This is a genomic window from Marinobacter sp. BSs20148, from assembly GCF_000283275.1.
GTDB lineage: Bacteria > Pseudomonadota > Gammaproteobacteria > Pseudomonadales > Oleiphilaceae > Marinobacter > Marinobacter psychrophilus.
In genome coordinates this window covers 971888-990825 of record NC_018268.1, presented here as the reverse complement: position 1 = coordinate 990825, position 18938 = coordinate 971888, and the positions used below count along the sequence as shown (strand labels likewise).

19 protein-coding genes are annotated in these 18938 nt (G+C 54.2%); 10 read left to right on the top strand and 9 right to left on the bottom strand.

Features of this window, described 5'->3' with window-relative positions; all coding sequences use genetic code 11:
* Nucleotides 1-21: 21 nt before the first annotated feature.
* Entirely contained in the window at nt 22-261 is a 240-nt protein-coding gene (gene rpsP / locus MRBBS_RS04470) for a 30S ribosomal protein S16 (protein ID WP_014870239.1), read from the bottom strand.
* A gap of 162 nt (nt 262-423) precedes the next feature.
* Nucleotides 424-1809, bottom strand: a complete 1386-nt coding sequence (gene ffh / locus MRBBS_RS04465; protein WP_014870238.1) for a signal recognition particle protein — start codon at nt 1807-1809, stop codon at nt 424-426.
* 192 nt (nt 1810-2001) lie between these two features.
* On the opposite strand from ffh, the gene MRBBS_RS04460 reads away from it, so the two are divergent.
* The 3 genes from MRBBS_RS04460 (at nt 2002) to MRBBS_RS04450 (ending at nt 6568) form a co-directional block, all read left to right on the top strand.
* Entirely contained in the window at nt 2002-2811 is an 810-nt protein-coding gene (locus tag MRBBS_RS04460) for an inner membrane protein YpjD (RefSeq protein ID WP_014870237.1), read from the top strand.
* A 96-nt stretch (nt 2812-2907) separates the two neighbouring features.
* Nucleotides 2908-4188 (top strand): HlyC/CorC family transporter, encoded by a 1281-nt coding sequence (locus tag MRBBS_RS04455; RefSeq protein WP_014870236.1) that lies wholly within the window; start codon nt 2908-2910, stop codon nt 4186-4188.
* 178 nt (nt 4189-4366) lie between these two features.
* Entirely contained in the window at nt 4367-6568 is a 2202-nt protein-coding gene (locus tag MRBBS_RS04450) for a DUF1631 domain-containing protein (protein ID WP_014870235.1), read from the top strand.
* 146 nt (nt 6569-6714) lie between these two features.
* Here MRBBS_RS04450 and grxD read toward each other — a convergent pair whose 3' ends face one another.
* Complete coding sequence (gene grxD / locus MRBBS_RS04445; protein ID WP_014870234.1) at nt 6715-7041, bottom strand: Grx4 family monothiol glutaredoxin; 327 nt, start codon at nt 7039-7041, stop codon at nt 6715-6717.
* A gap of 334 nt (nt 7042-7375) precedes the next feature.
* Here grxD and argF point away from each other — a divergent pair, with 334 nt between their 5' ends.
* Together argF and MRBBS_RS04435 are read left to right on the top strand one after the other, a co-directional pair.
* Nucleotides 7376-8290: an ornithine carbamoyltransferase gene (argF, locus tag MRBBS_RS04440; RefSeq protein WP_014870232.1), complete on the top strand. Its 915-nt coding sequence runs from the start codon at nt 7376-7378 to the stop codon at nt 8288-8290.
* 2 nt (nt 8291-8292) lie between these two features.
* A complete protein-coding gene (locus MRBBS_RS04435; protein ID WP_041635076.1) occupies nt 8293-9372 on the top strand; it encodes an ABC transporter ATP-binding protein in 1080 nt (359 codons plus the stop codon).
* On the opposite strand, the gene MRBBS_RS04430 is transcribed toward MRBBS_RS04435, so the two are convergent.
* From MRBBS_RS04430 to dinB, 6 genes are all read right to left on the bottom strand, one after another.
* Complete coding sequence (locus tag MRBBS_RS04430; RefSeq protein ID WP_014870230.1) at nt 9293-10900, bottom strand: ATP-binding protein; 1608 nt, start codon at nt 10898-10900, stop codon at nt 9293-9295. The two genes, MRBBS_RS04435 and MRBBS_RS04430, sit on opposite strands and share 80 nt — an antisense overlap.
* A gap of 63 nt (nt 10901-10963) precedes the next feature.
* On the bottom strand, nt 10964-11695 hold the full coding sequence (locus MRBBS_RS04425) for a response regulator (RefSeq protein ID WP_014870229.1): 732 nt from the start codon (nt 11693-11695) through the stop codon (nt 10964-10966).
* 22 nt (nt 11696-11717) lie between these two features.
* Entirely contained in the window at nt 11718-12188 is a 471-nt protein-coding gene (locus MRBBS_RS04420; RefSeq protein ID WP_041635075.1) for an FKBP-type peptidyl-prolyl cis-trans isomerase, read from the bottom strand.
* 17 nt (nt 12189-12205) lie between these two features.
* Nucleotides 12206-14398, bottom strand: a complete 2193-nt coding sequence (locus MRBBS_RS04415; RefSeq protein ID WP_041635074.1) for an acetyl-CoA hydrolase/transferase C-terminal domain-containing protein — start codon at nt 14396-14398, stop codon at nt 12206-12208.
* 117 nt (nt 14399-14515) lie between these two features.
* Nucleotides 14516-14866 (bottom strand): hypothetical protein, encoded by a 351-nt coding sequence (locus MRBBS_RS04410; protein WP_014870226.1) that lies wholly within the window; start codon nt 14864-14866, stop codon nt 14516-14518.
* A gap of 117 nt (nt 14867-14983) precedes the next feature.
* Nucleotides 14984-16048, bottom strand: a complete 1065-nt coding sequence (gene dinB, locus MRBBS_RS04405; protein WP_014870225.1) for a DNA polymerase IV — start codon at nt 16046-16048, stop codon at nt 14984-14986.
* Between the two features lie 158 nt (nt 16049-16206).
* Here dinB and MRBBS_RS04400 point away from each other — a divergent pair, with 158 nt between their 5' ends.
* The 5 genes from MRBBS_RS04400 (at nt 16207) to MRBBS_RS04380 (ending at nt 18937) form a co-directional block, all read left to right on the top strand.
* On the top strand, nt 16207-16485 hold the full coding sequence (locus MRBBS_RS04400) for a DUF1244 domain-containing protein (RefSeq protein WP_014870223.1): 279 nt from the start codon (nt 16207-16209) through the stop codon (nt 16483-16485).
* A complete protein-coding gene (gene minC / locus MRBBS_RS04395) occupies nt 16485-17243 on the top strand; it encodes a septum site-determining protein MinC (RefSeq protein WP_014870222.1) in 759 nt (252 codons plus the stop codon). Before MRBBS_RS04400 ends, minC begins: the two co-directional genes overlap by 1 nt.
* Nucleotides 17244-17319: 76 nt before the next feature.
* On the top strand, nt 17320-18132 hold the full coding sequence (minD, locus tag MRBBS_RS04390; protein ID WP_014870221.1) for a septum site-determining protein MinD: 813 nt from the start codon (nt 17320-17322) through the stop codon (nt 18130-18132).
* 3 nt (nt 18133-18135) lie between these two features.
* Complete coding sequence (gene minE / locus MRBBS_RS04385) at nt 18136-18387, top strand: cell division topological specificity factor MinE (protein ID WP_014870220.1); 252 nt, start codon at nt 18136-18138, stop codon at nt 18385-18387.
* 58 nt (nt 18388-18445) lie between these two features.
* Complete coding sequence (locus MRBBS_RS04380) at nt 18446-18937, top strand: HPP family protein (RefSeq protein ID WP_014870219.1); 492 nt, start codon at nt 18446-18448, stop codon at nt 18935-18937.
* Nucleotide 18938: the final 1 nt, after the last annotated feature.

Genomic DNA, 18938 nt, shown 5'->3' with positions numbered 1-18938 from the left:
CCTTCAGATTTCTCTGATAGATTAATCCGCGGTTTTCAGCAGTTGGGCAACACGATCGCTAGGCTGTGCGCCTTGGCCGATCCAGTGCGCAACGCGCTCACGATCTACGCGCAGACGCTCTTCTTGTCCACGGGCAATCGGGTTGAAGAAGCCGACGCGTTCAATAAAACGACTGTCGCGTGCTTTGCGGCTGTCTGTCACTGTCAGATGGTAGAACGGGCGCTTTTTAGAGCCGCCGCGAGCCAAACGGATTTTTACCATTTAACCAATATCCTGTTCTGTTGTACGAACTTTGTACGATTCAATGCAGCCAGGAGCGGCTGATATGAAGACCCATACTCGAAAGGGGCGCTATTCTATGCTAAAAGAGCGCCAAAGAAAACAGCGAAACCGGTTGTTTCCCTGTTTTCGGCGTAAGGCATTTTACATACGACCAAAGGGAGGCTGACCGCCTCCACCGCCGGGCGGCATCATACCACCCAAACCACGCATCATGTTGGCCATTCCGCCTTTCTTACTGAATTTTTTCATCATCTTCTGCATTTGCTTGTGCTGCTTCAGCAGCCGGTTCACATCTTGAATCTGCGAACCGGAACCGTTGGCAATACGGCGCTTGCGGGAGTTGTTAACAGTGTCCGGGTAACGACGCTCTTTGGGCGTCATGGAACAGATGATCGCTTCCATTTGCCCCATAGACTTATCGTTCACCTGCTCTTGGGCTACTTTGGCCATCTGGCCCATGCCCGGCAGCTTGTCCATCAAGCCACCAATGCCGCCCATGCTTTTCATTTGCTGGAGCTGGTCGCGGAAGTCTTCAAGATCAAAACTTTTGCCTTTCTTGATCTTTTTGGTGAGCTTCTCGGCTTTGCTCTGATCCAGCTTGCGCTCGGCTTCCTCTATGAGGGAGAGCACATCGCCCATACCTAGAATGCGTGACGCCACGCGGTCTGGATGGAACGGCTCCAAAGCGTCAGATTTTTCACCCACACCCAGGAACTTGATTGGCTTGCCGGTAATGTGGCGTACCGACAGGGCCGCACCACCGCGGGCATCGCCGTCGGTTTTGGTGAGAACCACGCCGGTCAGCGGCAGGGCTTCATTAAACGCCTTGGCGGTGTTGGCGGCGTCTTGCCCGGTCATGGCGTCGACCACGAACAGGGTTTCTATCGGTTTTACCGCGGCGTGCAGGCGGCTGATTTCGCCCATCATCATTTCATCAATGGCAAGGCGACCGGCGGTATCCAGTATCACCACATCAATGTGTTTTTTACGCGCTGCGCTGATGGCGCCTTCAGCAATGGCTACCGGATCTTGATCGGCGGAGCTGGGGAAGAACTCTACGCCTACCTCGTTCGCCAGGGTTTCCAGCTGTTTAATCGCGGCCGGGCGGTAGATGTCGGCACTGACAACCATCACGCTTTTCTTCTGGCGCTCTTTCAGGAATCGCGCCAGCTTGGCAACGGTGGTGGTTTTACCAGCACCCTGCAGGCCCGCCATCATGATGACTGCAGGCGGGGTAACCGAAAGGTTCAGGCCGGTGTTAGCCTCGCCCATCACTCGCTCCAGCTCCTGCTGCACCACTTTTATAAATACTTGGCCGGGTGTCAGGCTACGCTGAACCTCCTGGCCAACGGCACGCTGGCGAACACTCTCTACGAAGTCCTTAACCACTGGTAAAGCAACGTCGGCTTCAAGCAGCGCCATTCGAACTTCACGCAGCGTATCTTTGATATTGTCTTCGGTAAGCCGCGCCTGACCCGTGATTTTGCGCAAACTGCCGGAGAGTCGGTCCTGTAGATTTTCAAACATGCGGTTCTTCCGTACCCGGATAAGAGTATTCAGGAATAATCAGGCCCCGGGGCCTGATTATTCCGGTTGCATAATCGGCACATTATAACCAAACTATCTTCCCGAAACGACCAGCTCAGTGAAATCACCTTTAATGCGCCGTAAACCTCAGCCTGAACAGTGGCATACAGGGCAGCTCAGGATTAACATTTTATGGGAACGCTGATTCTCGCGGTTACCTCACTTCTGTTATACAGCATTGGCACGGCCCTGCAGGCTCTCCATTTCCGCGGCCGGGTGCAAAGCAGCTTGGCAATGACCACTTTGGTGGGCATGCTTGCTTTGGTGGGCCACGCACTGCTGATCACTCAGATTGTGCATCATGACGGCGGCTTCGATTTCAGTATTGTGCGCAGCTCGCTGGTCATCTCCTGGCTGATCACATTCTTGTTATTGGGCCTGAATCTTACCAAACCCCTGCAAAACCTTCTATTGGGTGTATACCCTCTAGCCGGCTTGACGATTATTGTTGCGCTGGCAGCGCCCACTCCGGCGCGGCTGGTGCCAGATCACAGCTACGGCATGCTTACCCACATCGCCCTGTCAGTAACCGCTTACAGTCTGTTCAGCCTGGCAGCCATTCAAGCTGTGCTGTTGTCCGTCCAGAACCGCCAACTTAAAAGCAACTACAACAGCCGCCTGTTGCGCAACCTGCCCCCCCTGCAAACCATGGAGTCGGTGCTGTTCGAACTGGTTTGGGCCGGTGTTGTGCTACTGATTCTAGCCATTGTTACCGGCGCTCTTTTTGTGGAAGACCTGTTCGCCCAGGACATTGCCCACAAAACTCTGTTTTCGGTACTCTCGCTTCTGGTGTTTGTGGCTTTGCTGATTGGCCGCCACACCAAAGGCTGGCGCGGAGTAACTGCTAGCCGCTGGACACTGGCAGGCTGCGCGCTATTAATGGTAGCGTTCTATGGCAGCAAGCTGGTACTGGAACTGATTTTCCATCACGGCCTTAAATAAGGTAACTGGTACGATAATGCGCTCACCGCCAAAGCTGGCTTTGCCGCTTTACTTTCCGCGCTTTCCACGCTCTCGACAAATACAAGGACTCCTCGCTTGAACGAAACATCGCTGACCGCGCTGTTTATTACGCTAGCCGGACTGATTTTACTATCGGCCTTCTTTTCCAGCTCCGAAACCGGAATGATGTCGCTGAACCGGTATCGCCTGAAGCACATGGCGCAAACCGGTCACAAAGGTGCCAAGCGCGCCCACAGGCTTCTGCAGCGAACCGATCAACTGATCGGCGTTATCCTGATTGGCAACAACTTCGTTAACATCTTTGCCTCGGCCATTGCCACCGTCATCGCCATACGCATCTGGGGCGACGCCGGTATTGCCATAGCCACCGTGCTACTCACCATTGTCATCCTGATTTTTGCGGAGGTGACGCCTAAAACGTTGGCCGCACTGTTTCCGGAAAAAATCGCCTTTCCTGCCAGCTATGTTCTAGCTCCACTGCTAAAAATACTCTACCCGGTGGTATGGGCAGTGAACCTGTTTACCGGCGGCATTTTGAAGCTGCTGCGGGTATCGCCGGAAGACATCGCCAACGACCACCTCAGCCGCGAGGAACTGCGCACTCTGGTGAACGAAGCCGGCGCGCTGATTCCAGCCAAGCACAAAGATATGCTGGTGAGCATACTGGACCTGGAAAAAGTGACCGTGACGGACATTATGGTGCCCCGCAACGAAGTCGTCGGGATTGACCTGGATGACGACCTGGACAGCATCCTGCGCCTGTTACGCAACAGCCAGCACACCCGCTTACCGGTTTATAAAGGCGATATAAATGACATTCAGGGCATTCTGCATTTGCGTAATACCACCAAACTGCTGCAAAAAGATGACTTAAACAAGGACATGATTGCGCAGCTGTGTACCGAGCCTTACTTTGTTCCCGAAAGCACACCATTGAACACCCAGTTGATTAACTTTCAGAAGGGCCGCCGCCGCTTTGGAATTGTCGTGGACGAATACGGCGAAGTGCTGGGCCTGGCCACGCTGGAAGACATTCTTGAAGAAATTGTGGGCGAATTCACCACCGACTATGCATCCACCAGCCCAGACATCATTCCTCAGGATAATGGCACCTATATTATTGACGGCACAGCTTCGCTGCGGGTAATTAACAAAAGTTTGTCTTGGAAATTGCCAATAGATGGCCCTAAAACTCTAAACGGGTTAATTACCGAAACTCTGGAGAACATTCCCGACAGCAACGTGTGCCTGAGAGTTGGCGGGCATCGAGTCGAAGTACTACAGATTAAAGATAACGTTGTAAAAGCGGCCATTGTGCATCCAAAAAAACGCAAGAAACGCGGGCTTGGCCGCTGAATATCACGCCAGCCTTTGTGACCGTTAATGCCTAATTTTGTGAGTTCGTCGTGAAAACTAAAAAGCAAATGTATAAAAAAAGATCAATATGGGTTATTTTTGAGGCATAATTATAACTCCCATTGTGATGGCACCCTATAAAAAGGCTTAAGTGGCGCGAGACAGACAGGAGCCTGCCATGAACGAACGGCCCGGCATTCATTATATCCACCAGCGCCAGAAGGTCGCTAACGGAAAAGCCGCGCCTGTTCCACCCGAAGTGGTACGCGTTCGGGAAACCGTTGTTGCCGGCTTGGGCGACCTGTTACAGGGCGCTCTGGACGCGGTCGATGATTCGCTGTTTGAACTCGCCAACAACTGCCGCAACAATAACGAACAAAACCGCTACTTTGAAGCCATGCGGGAAATTCGCATCAAGCGCAAAGGTGTTGAACGCCAGTTTAACGAGACTATTAGTTCATTTTTTGTGTTGCCCCCCAGCCAGAGCGGTCCTGATAACGGGCCCCAGGCAATAGACCCAGACAGCCTCGCACTTGTAAGTAATGATGACCTGGAAGAACAGGTTGCATCGATTGCCATGGCTGCAAAAGCCAAAGCGCACTTTCAAGGTCAGTTAATTCAGCTGAACGCGCGATTCAGCCATGTGTACAAAGCAGCAGACGGCGTTATCGTCAATCCTTTGGCACCAGAGCATTTAGGCCAAGCGTTTATACACGCCATACAGCCCATGGAAATCCAGATTCGTGAGCGCCTGATTCTGCTAAAGCAGTTTGACCGCTACGTTATGTCGAATCTTGGTATGTTATTGGACGAAGCCAACCGCATTTTGGTGAAAGCCGGGGTTGTTCCTCACTTCCGCCATCAAGGTAAAAATAGCTCAAAAAATCAGGACAGCGGCGGCAAACCGGCCGACAGCTCGGATTCAATGGGCACCTTGCAGGTAGATGCCGCAAGCGAAAGCGCAGTATTCGAACAAATACGCAGCATGCTTTCGCACCAACGTAGCAACGCCGGTATGCCGCAACGGCGTTCCGGTAGCCACTCCGTACACCAATTGTCTGCCGCTGAGCTTGGCGAACTTCTTAACGCTTTACCAGCGCAGAACGCATTTGACAGCGCTGGCTACACAGGCTTCGATGAAGACCTAAGCCAAGGCGAGCCGCTAACCATCGATTTACTGAATTTGATGCACCAACTTCTAGCGCAGACAAAGCGCAAAGACGGACTCAAAGCCGCTATAACCGAGGCCGATGAAGACCTCATTAATTTGGTGTCGATGCTGTTCGATTTTATTCTCGACGACGATAACCTGTCAGCACCCATTCAGGTGCTGGTCAGCCGCTTGCAAATACCCATACTAAAAGTGGTGATGCGCGATAAAACCTTCTTCAGTCATGGTGGACATCCAGCCCGACGCCTGCTCAACAACCTTGCCCGCGCCGGCATTGGCTGGAGCAACAGCGACGAAAAGTCGCGAGACAAACTGTATAACCAGATTCACACCATAGTACAGCGCATTCTTGAAGAGTTTGACGGCGACGTGTCTTTGTTTGTTGCCTTGAATGACGAATTCGACGCCTTTCTGGAGCGCGAAAACAAACGTTCAACTCTGGTGGAACAGCGCACCCGCGAATCTGAGCGTGGCCGCATAAAATCCCAGAAAGCGCAGCAAACCGTAGACACAATATTGAAAGAGAAGCTGGCCCGTTACAAGCTGCCGCAAACCATTCACACCATCGTTGTTAATGGTTGGAGCCGGGTTATGTTCCTGACCTACCTCAGGGACGAGATGGAGCACCGCTGGAACGAGTCGGTAAAAGTGCTGGACGACCTTATCTGGTGCCTGCATCCCCATCACGAAGATGCCGAGCGCGACCAATGGGTTCGTGTGGTGCCGGGATTGCTGAAAACCCTGCGCGCCGGGCTTGAGGAAGTATCGTTCAATTCGTCCAAACTCGACGAAATGATGGCGCAGCTTAAACATGAACTGGCCGACACTTTCCGCACCAACGCCGCTCTAGAAACCCGCACAGAGCCTTTAGTAGTGGCGCCAGATTCTGAAAAAGCGGACATCGGCGAAGAACTGCAAGACAACGCCATTTCTGAATATATGGATCAGATTGACCAGATTGAAACCGGTAGCTGGGTAGAGTTCAGCCTGGTAAACGGCGCCAGCTTCCGTTGCAAACTATCGGCTATTATTGAAGAAGCCGACTGCTTTGTATTCGTTAACCGCATGGGCCTGAAAGTGATTGAAAAAACCCGTACCGAGCTTGCCCAAGAAATGTGCCGGGGCCGGCTAACGCTGCTGGAACAAGGAGCGCTGATTGACCGCGCACTGAACGCTGTGGTGGGATCTCTTCGAAGCAAAGCAGGTTAGGAGCCCAGCACCTTGAACGAAAAATGCCGGCATGTAGCCGGCATTTTCTATTGTCACTGCACATCTTTTAAATTGCATGAGTTGTAGTCTAACTGCGCAGGTTTCATTCGCACCGCGCAATTTTTCTCGGCACTAAAAATTGCCGTTCAGGCTTCTGTCTGCTTGCACGCAGCTTTTACAGCTGTGGCCAGTTCGCCATTTTCCGACATCTCCATAATGATGTCGCAGCCGCCAACCAATTCGCCACTAATATACAGCTGCGGGTAAGTAGGCCAGCTAGAGTGCACCTTCAACGCTTCACGCAGTTCCGGGTTGTCCAGAATGTTCACGAAAGCAAATTTCTCACCGCAGGCCATTAAGGCCTGAACTGTTTTTGACGAAAAACCGCACTGCGGCGCCTGAGGAGAACCCTTCATGTACAGAATAACCGAGTTTTCTTCGAGTTGGCTTTTAATGGTGTCGTTCATATCCATGTTATCTACCTCTGTGCTGGAAGCTAAAATGAAAAAGGAAAGCTTGCCTTGGGGCAATCGGTTTTCCACATTGTACACGGCCCCGGCAGACCTACCAACCGTCGCCGACCGCCCGCTCTTTGACCCAGAACATGCGGGGGCAGATTTCCGTACGCCGGGGGCAGATTTCAAATCTGTCCTCTATCGCTAAAGACGCGGCACCAGCTGGTCCTGATCGTTGTCATGCCACCGCAGAGCGGCTAGACTGAATGCCCCTATTTTTTCACTTTACATCCACAATCATCAGGCTAGAAGCCCCGGCAACCCGGGCCTCCAGCGAGGTAAGGGCCATTGCATGGCAGTACGACATTTTTTAACACTGAACGACCTGACTCCCGATGAACTGGAAGCACTGCTGGACCACGGCTCACGCCTGCGTCGTGAATGGCACCAGGGCAAGACCCGCGACACCTTGAAAAATCGTGTTCTGGCGATGATTTTTGAAAAGTCATCTACTCGCACCCGGGTGTCTTTCGAAGCAGGCATGATGCAGCTTGGCGGCTCGGCGTTGTTTTTGTCGCCCCGCGACACCCAGTTGGGCCGTGGCGAACCGATTGAAGATTCGGCCATTGTTATCTCCAGCATGGTCGACGCAGTGATGATTCGGACCTTCGCCCACAATACCGTGGAGCGCTTTGCAGCGGCCTCCTCAGCGCCCGTGATCAACGCACTGACTGATGACTTCCACCCCTGCCAGCTATTGGCCGATATGCAAACCTATCGCGAAAACCGCGGCAGTATTCGCGGCGCCACGGTGGCCTGGATCGGCGATGGTAACAACATGTGCCATTCCTACATCAACGCTGCCGTCATGTTCGGCTTTCATTTGAACGTGGCCTGCCCGAAAGGCTATGAACCTGACGCCGCCGTATTTGAAGCACACAAAGAACATGTCACGGTAATGCGCGAGCCCGCAGACGCTGCCCGCGACGCCAACCTGCTGGTCACCGATGTGTGGGCTTCTATGGGCCAAGAAAGCGAGCAGAAAGCTCGTGAACTGGCGTTTTCGAGCTACCAGATTAATCCGCAGTTGATGTCACTGGCCGCTAAAGGCGCTCTGTTTATGCACTGCCTGCCGGCACATCGCGGCGAAGAGATCTCACAAGACATGATGGAGCATTCGGGCTCGGTAGTGTGGCAGGAAGCGGAAAACCGCTTGCATGCTCAAAAAGCCCTGCTGGAATTCCTGATTCTTAAACGTCTGGATTGATTATGAACAAGCCCGCAATCGCATCTGACTGGTTGCTCGAAGTCAACAATCTGTGCTGTGGCTATGGCGGCGGAGCTGTGGTGAAGAACGTCAGTTTTGCCCTACGCCAAGGCGACATTGGCTGTCTGCTGGGCCCAAGCGGCTGTGGCAAAAGCACTATGCTGCGTGCTCTGGCCGGTTTTTTGCCACTTAGCGATGGCGAAATCAGCCTTCAGGGCCAAGCCATCAGCCTGCCCGGTCGCGCTCTGCCGCCGGAAAAACGCCGTATTGGCATGGTGTTTCAGGATTACGCGCTCTTTCCGCACCTGAGCATTGCCGACAACGTTGGTTTCGGTTTGAACCGCCTGAGCAAAGCCGAGCGCCAACGCAAGGTCACTGAATTACTGGAACTGGTGCAACTGCAGGATCTTGCCGACTGCTACCCTCACGAATTGTCGGGTGGGCAGCAACAGCGGGTTGCGCTGGCTCGCGCGCTGGCGCCAGAACCTACGCTGATTTTGCTAGACGAACCGTTTTCAAATCTGGACGCAGATTTGCGCCGGCGGCTAAGTCTGGATGTGCGTGACATTCTAAAAACCCTAGGCATCAGCGCCATTTTGGTTACCCACGACCAGCAAGAAGCTTTTGCAATGTGCGACCAGGTGGCGGTGCTGCAAAAAGGCCGAATTCAGCAATGGGACGTGCCGTTTAACCTGTATCACGAGCCGACCAATCGTTTTGTTGCCAGCTTTGTGGGCCAAGGTAGCTTTATACTTGGCAACACGCTGGGGCCAGACGCCATACAGTCAGAACTCGGCGTTATTCACGGTAACCGGGCTTACAAATGGCAAGCGGGCACACCGGTAGATGTGCTGATTCGACCCGATGACATTGTTTACGATGAACATTCGCCTTTGCGGCCCGAGGTGATTGAAAAAACCTTTGCCGGTACGTCCACTCTCTACCGTTTTCGCTGCTCCGAATCCACCGAGTTCGAGGCTCTGTTCCGCAGTCACCTGGATTTCAATGTGGGTGATTTTGTTCCTGTGCGGGTCGATGCAGACCACCTGATTGCGTTTGAACACGAGGCCAGACAAGGCTAAAGCAAGCGCCGCCAAGGGTGGCGCTTATGCCAACGAAGGCCTGGCCACCGTGCCAGTACATAATGCGCCGCACAATCGACAGTCCTAGCCCGTACCCGCCCGATGTGCGGGTACGGCTGTCATCCAACCGTGAAAATGCAATAAATACCCGGTCCCAGTCAGAGCGCGGTATACCTGGGCCGTCGTCTTCCACATCAATGCGGCAATTGTTGCTGTCTAGCCGACAGCGCACGCGCACCTGGCGACTGGCGTAGCGTGCGGCGTTACCCACCAGATTCTGGATAGCGCGGTGCAAATGACGCGGTTCTACCTCAGCCATGGCTAATGCCTCACTGGCGCCATCCACATCCAGCTCCATAACGACGGTTGGGTGCAAGAGCTGCTGCTGGGCGATGACTTGGCGCAGAAGATCAGGTACAGATGTCTGCTGCAGGAGGAACTTGGCCTCGCTCTGTTCCAACCGCGCGTAGGTCAGTATTTCGTCTATCAAGTCGTCCAGTTCCTGAATGTCGTCGTCTATGCCCTGCAACTGCTCCTCGCTGCGCTGCGACTTCTCGCTGTCGGCCAACATCTGCACGCCAAAACGAATGCGCGCCACCGGGGTGCGTAGCTCGTGGGACACCGCATGGATCATATCGTGCTGCACCTGCACAAGGCGGTGAATATGCTCGGCCATGCTATTGAAAGCTTTCGCCAAGCGCGGGTAGAGCGCGCTGGAATCGAGCTCTACCCGCGCCGACAAATCACCTCGAGCAATCCGCAGCGCTGCGGATTCAACCTTCAGCAAACGCCCATCCCAAGCGCGGGCCACAAAGCCGAGTAGTAATGCCAGCGCCGCTGCAAGCAGCAGGCACAGTGGCAAAATGATCGCCAGACTCCAAGGCTTGAACGGCGGTGGTGGCACCAGCAGCACCATCTCGCCGTCAGCCAGCTGCAATGCCACGCGGGGGCCCTCTCCGGAGAGCCCGGTATACAGAACCAGGCCGTCACGGGCTAATTGCTGCAAAACATCGGCGGGTGGCAGGCGCTCGCCGGTGTCAATGAAATAAGCGCCAAGGCCTAGTGATGCGCTCAAATAACGCAGGGTTTCGGGGCGACGTTCAACCGTTGAGCGGTCTAGATGCCAGCGGAAAACCAACGCGCTGGCTCGCACAATGTCGCGATAAGGCGTGGCCAGGTTCAGGCCGAGGATCTGGCCGTCTTCACGGGCGACTAACAGGCGCCGGCCCAAGCTGGACGGCAACACCACCACCTGGCCGTAACCCAGGCGTTCGCGAATAACCGCGGTATCTGCCAACTGCGTGACCGGGACTACTTCGAGATTATAAGCAGGCACCAGCCAAGCGTAATGACCAACAGGATTTGCAGACTTCGCGAGCCATTGCATTAGCGCTGTGCCGTGTTGTTCCAGCCACATTTGCTGGCGAATACCGTTCAAACCTTGGAACAGCAACATACAGAGCACTGCGATCAACAGTACAAAACCCGCTAGGCGGGCATAAAGTTTTAGAAAGTAGATCCGGGGCATGGTGCGCACTCTGGCTCAAACAAAAACTCGGGCTTAAGCAGCTATTCAGGTTTTTGCAACTACTCAGACTTCTTTTACAAACAGATAGCCTTTGCTACGCACGGTTTTTATGCGCCGTGGATGGATGGGGTCGTCACCAATTTTTGGCCGTATACGGGACACCCGCACGTCAATCGAGCGGTCTTGGCCGTCGTATTCTATGCCACGCAAAGCGGCAAAGATTTCTTCACGGCTGAGCACCCTGCCCGCGTTGCTGGCCAGCAACCACAGCAAGTCAAACTCGGCGCTGGTTAAATCCACTGTAACGCCAGACAGCCAGGCTTCGCGCATCGAGCTGTCTATCACCAACTCGTTGAACTGCACCCGCACCGGGCCTTCGCTCACGGCATCGCTGCCGACCAAGGGCTGGTTTTTTTCGGCAGCGCGGCGCATCAACGCACGAATACGCGCGAGTAACACCCGCGGTTGTGCCGGTTTGCCAATATAGTCATCGGCGCCCATTTCCAAACCCAGTATCTGGTCCATGTCGTCGGTTCTGGCGGTTAGCATCAATATCGGGCCGCTGTATCGCGGCCGCACCCGGCGGCAGATAGACAAGCCGTCTTCGCCGGGCAGCATCAAATCAAGCACCACAAGGTCTGGCTGTTCGTTCAGAATACGCTCTACCGCGGCCCCACCGTGGGACTCAATAGACACCGTAAGCCCGTTATTCTGCAGGTAATCGCGGGTCAGGCTGGCCAGCCGTTCGTCGTCTTCTACAATCAGGATTCGCCAATTGTCAGTCGTCAGTTCCATAACAGTCTTTCCTAACTTCAGGCTATGACAAGGGCCGGCCTTGGGCAATTTCCTCTGCACTAGCGCTGCGGCGGCCAACAATTTCCAAATCAAAATACAAGGTTAGACCAGCCAGCGGGTGATTGGCATCAATACGTACCAAATTTCCGTCAAAACCCATCACCTGGACAATCTGCGCCTCGGTGCCCGTGTTGGTCTGAAACTTCATGCCCGCTTGTAAGTTCTCTACGCCTTCGAACATCGAGCGCGGTACTTTACGCACCAGGTCGGCCCGATGTTCGCCGTAGGCCATCGCTGGCGGCACGGTGACCTCTAGGCAGTCCCCCACGCGGCGGTCTTTCACGGCACGCTGAATGCCCTCAACAATCTCGGGGCTGCCGTACACAAAATGCAGCGGCTCGCTGCCCTCAGAGGTATCTACCAGCTCACCAACGGCGTTTTTAAGTACATAGTGAACGGTGAACACGTCAATTGTAGGAGAAGAATCTTGCATAGGTTGCGTCATTGCTCTTATAGGGGTGTATTGGTCAGTTGCAGGCCGTAAATCAATAACCGCTGGTCCAGCTTCTGGCGCACACCTTTCGGCGCGGCCAGTTGCATACGTTCTAGCAGCGATTGGAAGCGGCTTTGATCGTCGCGGGTACAGGCGGCCCGCACCAGGGTCAGGAGTTTACCACGACCTGTGGCGGTTTCAGCCTGTATCCGTTTAAGTGCTTTAGCAATCGCCAACTCTTCAGCGGTAAAGTCACAGCCAAATGGAAACGCTGGAAAACGGTTGTTACCCGGCACCGCTGCCAAGGCTTTGTAGATGTGTGCCGGCGCATTGTCGACCCAGGCTTTTGGCGGTTTGAAACTTTTCGCCACCTTGCCTGCTTTTTTCGCCTGCTGCAAAAGGCCGGCCTGGAAGCGGGCGTCGGCAATCGCGATCAGCCGCAGGTATACCTGCTCGTCAGACTGGCCCCGCAAATCGGCAATGCCATATTCGGTGATCACAATGTCCCGCAGGTGGCGAGGTATGGTGCAATGGCCGTAGCTGAACACAATATTCGACAATACTTTGCCAGCCGCTTTGCGAGTGCTGCGTAAACACAAAATGGATCGCGCGCCCGCTAACTCCATACCCATGGCCACAAAGTTGTACTGACCACCTACGCCGCTGACCACGCGACCGTCTTCCAGGCCGTCAGACACCGCCGCGCCCGCCAAGGTGTACATCATGGTGGAGTTTACAAAGCGACCGTGCTGGCGCTGGGCGGTTTTCAACGCCTGATTACCAAAGCGGTGGTCGTAAAGGTCATTGATGTAGTTCACGCTGGTCATGCAGATGCGCTGACGCTGCTGCTGCGATAGGTCACGCAGTGCCTGATAGAAAGATTCGGGGCCGATGTAGAAGCCGCCGTGCATCACTACGCCTTCGCTCAGCTTATCGCCCAGGCCGCCGTCTTGCAGCAGCCGGCGGGTGTCGGGGTGGTTAATGTCGGCAGGCACAGTGCGTTTCTGCAGGCTAAGCTGACCATCCTGCAAACATAGTTCAGAATGCACAATACCGAATCGCTGCAGGAATTCCAGATCCTGCAGCCTCAGCGGCGAGGCAATAATGTGCTCACGCAACAACACATCCAGTGTATCCAGGTTGATCTTCGGGCTAATGTCACCGCGGTTCAGCAACTCCTGCAGCCCTTGGTGAGCAAACACTTCACGCTTTAACACCCCGGCTTCCAACAGGTGCATAAAGCCGTCAATGATCATTTCGCTGCAACCGTAAAGACCCTGATCAAACGTGCCGGTGCCACCAATACCATCGACAGCCGGATAACGGGTGGCGATATTCAGGTGCTGATATAAGTGCTTCCAGGCGTCGTTATGGCGGTGGCGTAAAATAGTGCTGTTGATCAGTGCAGCCCCTAGGGAACCGATACCCACCTGCAACGTACCGCCGTCCTTTACCAAGGTGCTGGCATAGAAACCAATCAAATGGTCCGGCGGGCTGATGGCCATTTGTGGCGCCGGAAACATCGGGTAATCGCTTTGCGGTTGCGCCAATACCAAGTCTATATCGGCTTCGGCCATCTGGGCATCACGGCCTAACCACGGCAAATGCCGGTTCAGCTCACCTACTAATACGGTGGGCACACCCTCTTCGCGCTGGCGCGCGCGCAAAAGCGGGATGATGTCCAAGGTCAGGTCCGGATTGCAGCTCAGGCTCACCTGACCCGGCTCACCGTTTTGATCACCTGGCGCCACCATTTGAGCCACCACGTTGATACCCATAGCCATTAAATCGCGCACCGCATGAGTGTAGTTCAGGCTGATATAGTGTCGCTGCTGCGACGAATTGTGCATAAAACTGCCGGCCTTGAAAAAGAACTCCGACACTTTCACATTCGGCGGCAATTTGTTGGCCCGCACATCCAGAGCGTATTCCAGGTCCGGGATCGCGCCGTATAAACGCTCTGAAAAAGGTTCGAGGAAGCGCTTTTCCAAGGCCGAACGGCCACTGGGTTTCACCAGCGACAAGGCCGTGAAAATGTGCAGTTCAATTTGGGGGTCGCGCTTGGCTCGCTGATAGAGGGCATTTACAAAGCGCAGGGGCTTGCCCAAACCCAGAGGCAAACCAAGAATAATGGTGTTGCCAACACGGCGGATTACGTCTTCGACACAGGCGTCTGCGTCGTCCATTCGCATCGTGCAATTTTCGGCCATCTTCCGTTTCCCGTTAGCCCATAATGAATTCTGTTAGCAGAATCATCACATGGGCAGCACGGCCAAACAATGCGTCAGATCAGTAATCGGGTGTCCCGCCAGGCTGATTCAGCGGTTTCAGAAGGTCCACTTCAGATTCAGGCAGGCGCCTTCGTCAATCAGGGAAAAGCCGTGGTCTGCCCTCATCGTTTCGTAGGCATAGCGGCGGGGAGTGTCGCGGCGGGTCAACGACAGGGTCAGCAGGCGTGAGCCCACTTCGGCCAGAATATCGGTACTGCCTTCCGTTTGGTCAATGGTGACGTAACTCCGCCCCGCCATGACATCTTGCAGCTGTTTTACATCGGCCATAGTGACAGCTTCTTTCACCGTGCCACGATCACTATTGTCTGTTTGCTCAGACGCATCTGCACCGGCCGCAAAGATGACAATATTGATAATGAGCAATGTGAAAAATAGTCGAAGAATCATAATGGGCAACAATTGTTAGCTGACAAAAAATTATACAAACTGGATAAGCCTAAGTCTAATAGACTTCAGCCTCCGCGCTGTGTTTCAACGCACATTGTCGCATCGTTTATTGCCCGGTCAGTCAAACAATCGCAGTTGTGTGACCGGTGCCTCATCATTCCGAAACCTTACGCCCATTCCCAGCAGCCGCACCGGCCGCCGAGTGTCGGTCATCAGTTCATTCAACAATAGTTGGTAGTCGGCTATAACAGGCAGCGCCGCGGATTCACGCACCCGTTCCAAGGTGTGCGTAGAAAAATCGCTGTAACGGATTTTTACAAACAGTTTGTGTAAGGGCTTTTGTTCCGCCTTGCGGGCAAGGCGCGCGCGTAAGTCATCTAGAAGATTCACCAACACTGCGTCACAAGCGGCTTTGTCTGGCAAATCCTGCGCAAAGGTGCGCTCAACGCTCAGGGACTTAGCGGTGCGCGACACCACCACCGGACGTTCGTCGCGGCCGTGGGCCATTTCGTGCAGGCGGTAACCCTGTTTGCCAAAACGCTCTATCAGAATTTCCGCGCCCAGCTGCTGAAGGTCGCCACAGGTTTGGGCTCCCATGGAGTGGAGCTTGCCTGCTGTTACCTGGCCCACACCAAACAACTTTTGCACCGGCAGTTTGGCCACAAACCCGGCAATGTCCTGCGGCCGAATCACGAACAAGCCGTCGGGTTTTTCCCAATCGCTGGCAATTTTGGCCAAAAATTTGTTGGGCGCCACCCCAGCGGAAATAACAATGCCGGTTTGCTGCTTTACCCGCGCGCGCAAGTGGCGGGCAATCAGCGTGGCGCTGCCTTGGTGTTCAGTAACGTCAGACACATCCAAAAAAGCTTCATCCAGCGACAGCGGCTCTACCAAATCGGTCACCTCGCGCAATATGGCCATCACCTGCTGCGACACCGCCCGGTAACGCGGCATATCCACCGGCACGGTCACCAGGTCCGGACACAGGCGCCTGGCCTCGCCGCCCGGCATGGCCGAACGCACGCCGTAAGCACGGGCCTGGTAGTTGCAAGTGGTTACTACGCCGCGCCCACCCTGCCCACCCACCGCCAAAGGAACATTCCGCAAGGAAGGGTCATCACGCATTTCTACAGCGGCATAGAAGCAATCGCAATCTACGTGAATTATCTTGCGTTGAGACATAAAACCCCACTTAACCGCACGCGCTGTATATGCATACAGCCTTGTATCTTACCTCCAGTTGCTCAGAATGTCAGGACTGTCCGCGGCAAGCCGCTTATAAAGCCGTATTACATGAATTTCTATCCATCTTTTTAACATCGCAAAAGGCCATCGATATCATGATCCAACCCATTTCAGAAGCCCAGCGCACCGAATTGGAGGCGGCCGCTTTTCGTCGCCTTATTAGTCACTTGCGTGAACATACCGAGGTGCAAAATATAGATCTGATGAACCTGGCCGATTTTTGTCGCAACTGTCTGTCAAAATGGTATCTTGCCGCAGCACAGGAGCAGGGTGTAAGAATGACCGACCCCCAAGCGCGCGAAGCAATTTACGGCATGCCTTACGATGAGTGGAAACAACGCTACCAAAGCGGCCCAAAGCAGGATCACCATTAATGACCGACACCCCAATCACCGGCGCTAAACAGGGCTTTCAGCTGAAAAGCGCCAGTGTGTCGATGACAGCTCTGGAACTTTATTATTTCGATAGCAAAGAGTTTGAAGCCACGCTGCGAGACAAAATCAGCCAAGCACCCGGCTTTTTCAAAGACGTTCCGCTGATTATAAGTCTTGAAAAGTACGAAGGCATGGACAGTGATCTGGATTTTTTCAGCATTATTGGCACCTGCCGGCGCCACAATATTCATGTCGTGGGCGTGCGTGGTGGCAGTGAAGACCACCGCCGCATGGCCCGCGGTGCGTCGCTGGCATTAATACCCGGCACCAACGCGCGCGATAAAGATCACGCCAGCGAGCCCGCCACCGGGGCGCCTACCCCCGAACCCATTGCGAAACCAATACCTGCGCCAGCGGTGGCGGTGCCCGCCAGAATCATCAGCCAGCCAGTACGTTCAGGTCAGCAGGTTTGTGCGGCAGAAGGTGACCTGGTGATTCTGGCGCCGGTGCAGCCCGGTGCTGAAGTGATGGCAGCGGGCAGTATTCATGTCTATGGCCCGCTGCGCGGTCGCGCACTAGCGGGTGTAAACGGCGACAAAAATGCGCGTATTTTTTGCCAATTATTAGAAGCAGAGCTTGTGTCTATCGCCGGACATTATAAGATATCTGAAGACTTGCAGGGCAGCGGCTGGAAAAGCGCCGTGCAACTTCAGCTCAAGGACGATCTGATGGTGGTAACGCCACTGGAAAAGGCCTGATCAAGCTTAAATTTGCCAGCAGTAACCGGTTTACTAGGCCTCGACAACCACGACATCGCAATGCGAGAACCAAATTTTGGCTAGAATTATTGTAGTAACCTCAGGAAAAGGCGGCGTTGGCAAAACCACCACCAGCGCTTCAATCAGCACCGGCATAGCCAAACGTGGCCACAAAACCGTGGTCATAGATTTTGACGTTGGCCTGCGTAATCTGGACCTGATCATGAACTGCGAGCGCCGGGTGGTGTACGACTTCGTTAACGTCATTCAAGGCGAAGCTTCACTGAGCCAGGCACTGATCCGCGACAAGCGGGTAAACACCCTGTTCATCCTGCCGGCCTCGCAAACCCGGGAAAAAGAAGCGCTAACCAAAGAAGGCGTAGAGAGGGTCATCAACGAGCTGGCACAAACCTTTGATTACATCATTTGTGACTCGCCAGCCGGTATTGAGCACGGTGCCCAGATGGCTCTGTACTTTGCTGATGAAGCTATTGTAGTCACCAACCCGGAAGTGTCTTCCGTGCGCGACTCTGACCGCATTCTGGGCATTCTGCAAAGCAAGTCGCGCCGCGCCGAAAAGGGCCAGGATCCGGTAAAAGAACACCTGCTGGTGACCCGCTACAACCCAGTAAGGGTAGAGCGTGGCGAGATGCTGTCGGTTGCCGACATAGAAGAAATTCTGGCGATACCGCTGATGGGTGTTATTCCCGAAAGCCAAATAGTGCTGAATTCCTCTAACCAAGGCCTTCCGGTTATTTTAGAGACCGAAAGCGACGCTGGCCAGGCTTATGATGATGCCGTGGCGCGCCTGCTAGGAGAAGAACGGGAACACCGTTTTATGACAGCCCAGAAGAAGGGCTTCTTTTCACGGATGTTCAAGGGAGGCTAGCAAATGAGTTTTCTGGACTATTTCAGGAGCAAAAAAAACAATACCGCCAGTGTTGCCAAGGAGCGACTGCAAATCATTGTGGCCCACGAACGGGGCCACCGCAAACAACCGGATTACCTGCCAGCGCTGCAGCAAGAACTGCTGGCGGTTATCCGCAAGTATGTGGACATCAGCGATGACATGGTACAAGTAGAGATAGACCGCACCGACACTTGTTCGGTGCTTGAACTGAACGTGACGCTGCCCGAGAAGTGACGCCGGCAAGGGTTCGGGCTAAGCTTTTACCTTCTTTTAAACATAGGCTGCCTGAACCATGCCGTTGCTTGCACGCGAGATAATGACCCCGAGTATCAAAGCGGTGCCCCAGTCCTGGACTATGGACAGGCTGGCACGCTTTCTGACCGACAACGAAATCGCTGGTAGCCCGGTTACCGACGATAGCGGCGACATCATCGGCATTGTTACCCTGAAAGATATTACCGAATTCCGCTGGAACGCCAGCCGCCCGGAAACCGAGGCCCAGTTGACGGAAGACGAAGCCCGCGAGGCCCGTCGCTTGCGCATGGTTATTTACGAGGGTATGGGCAAACTGCCGGTGGAGGTCAGAGACATAATGACCCCCATTCTGCTATCTGTTGACGAAGGCACGCCGGTGCGCAAAATTGCCAAAACCATGATGGCCGAGCATGTGCACCGTATATTTGTCACCCTTGATGGAAAAATCACCGGAATCATAACCACGTATGATCTACTCAAGATCATTGCCGACCGCGATATGACCCAGCGCTGCGCGAAGCAAGACTGAA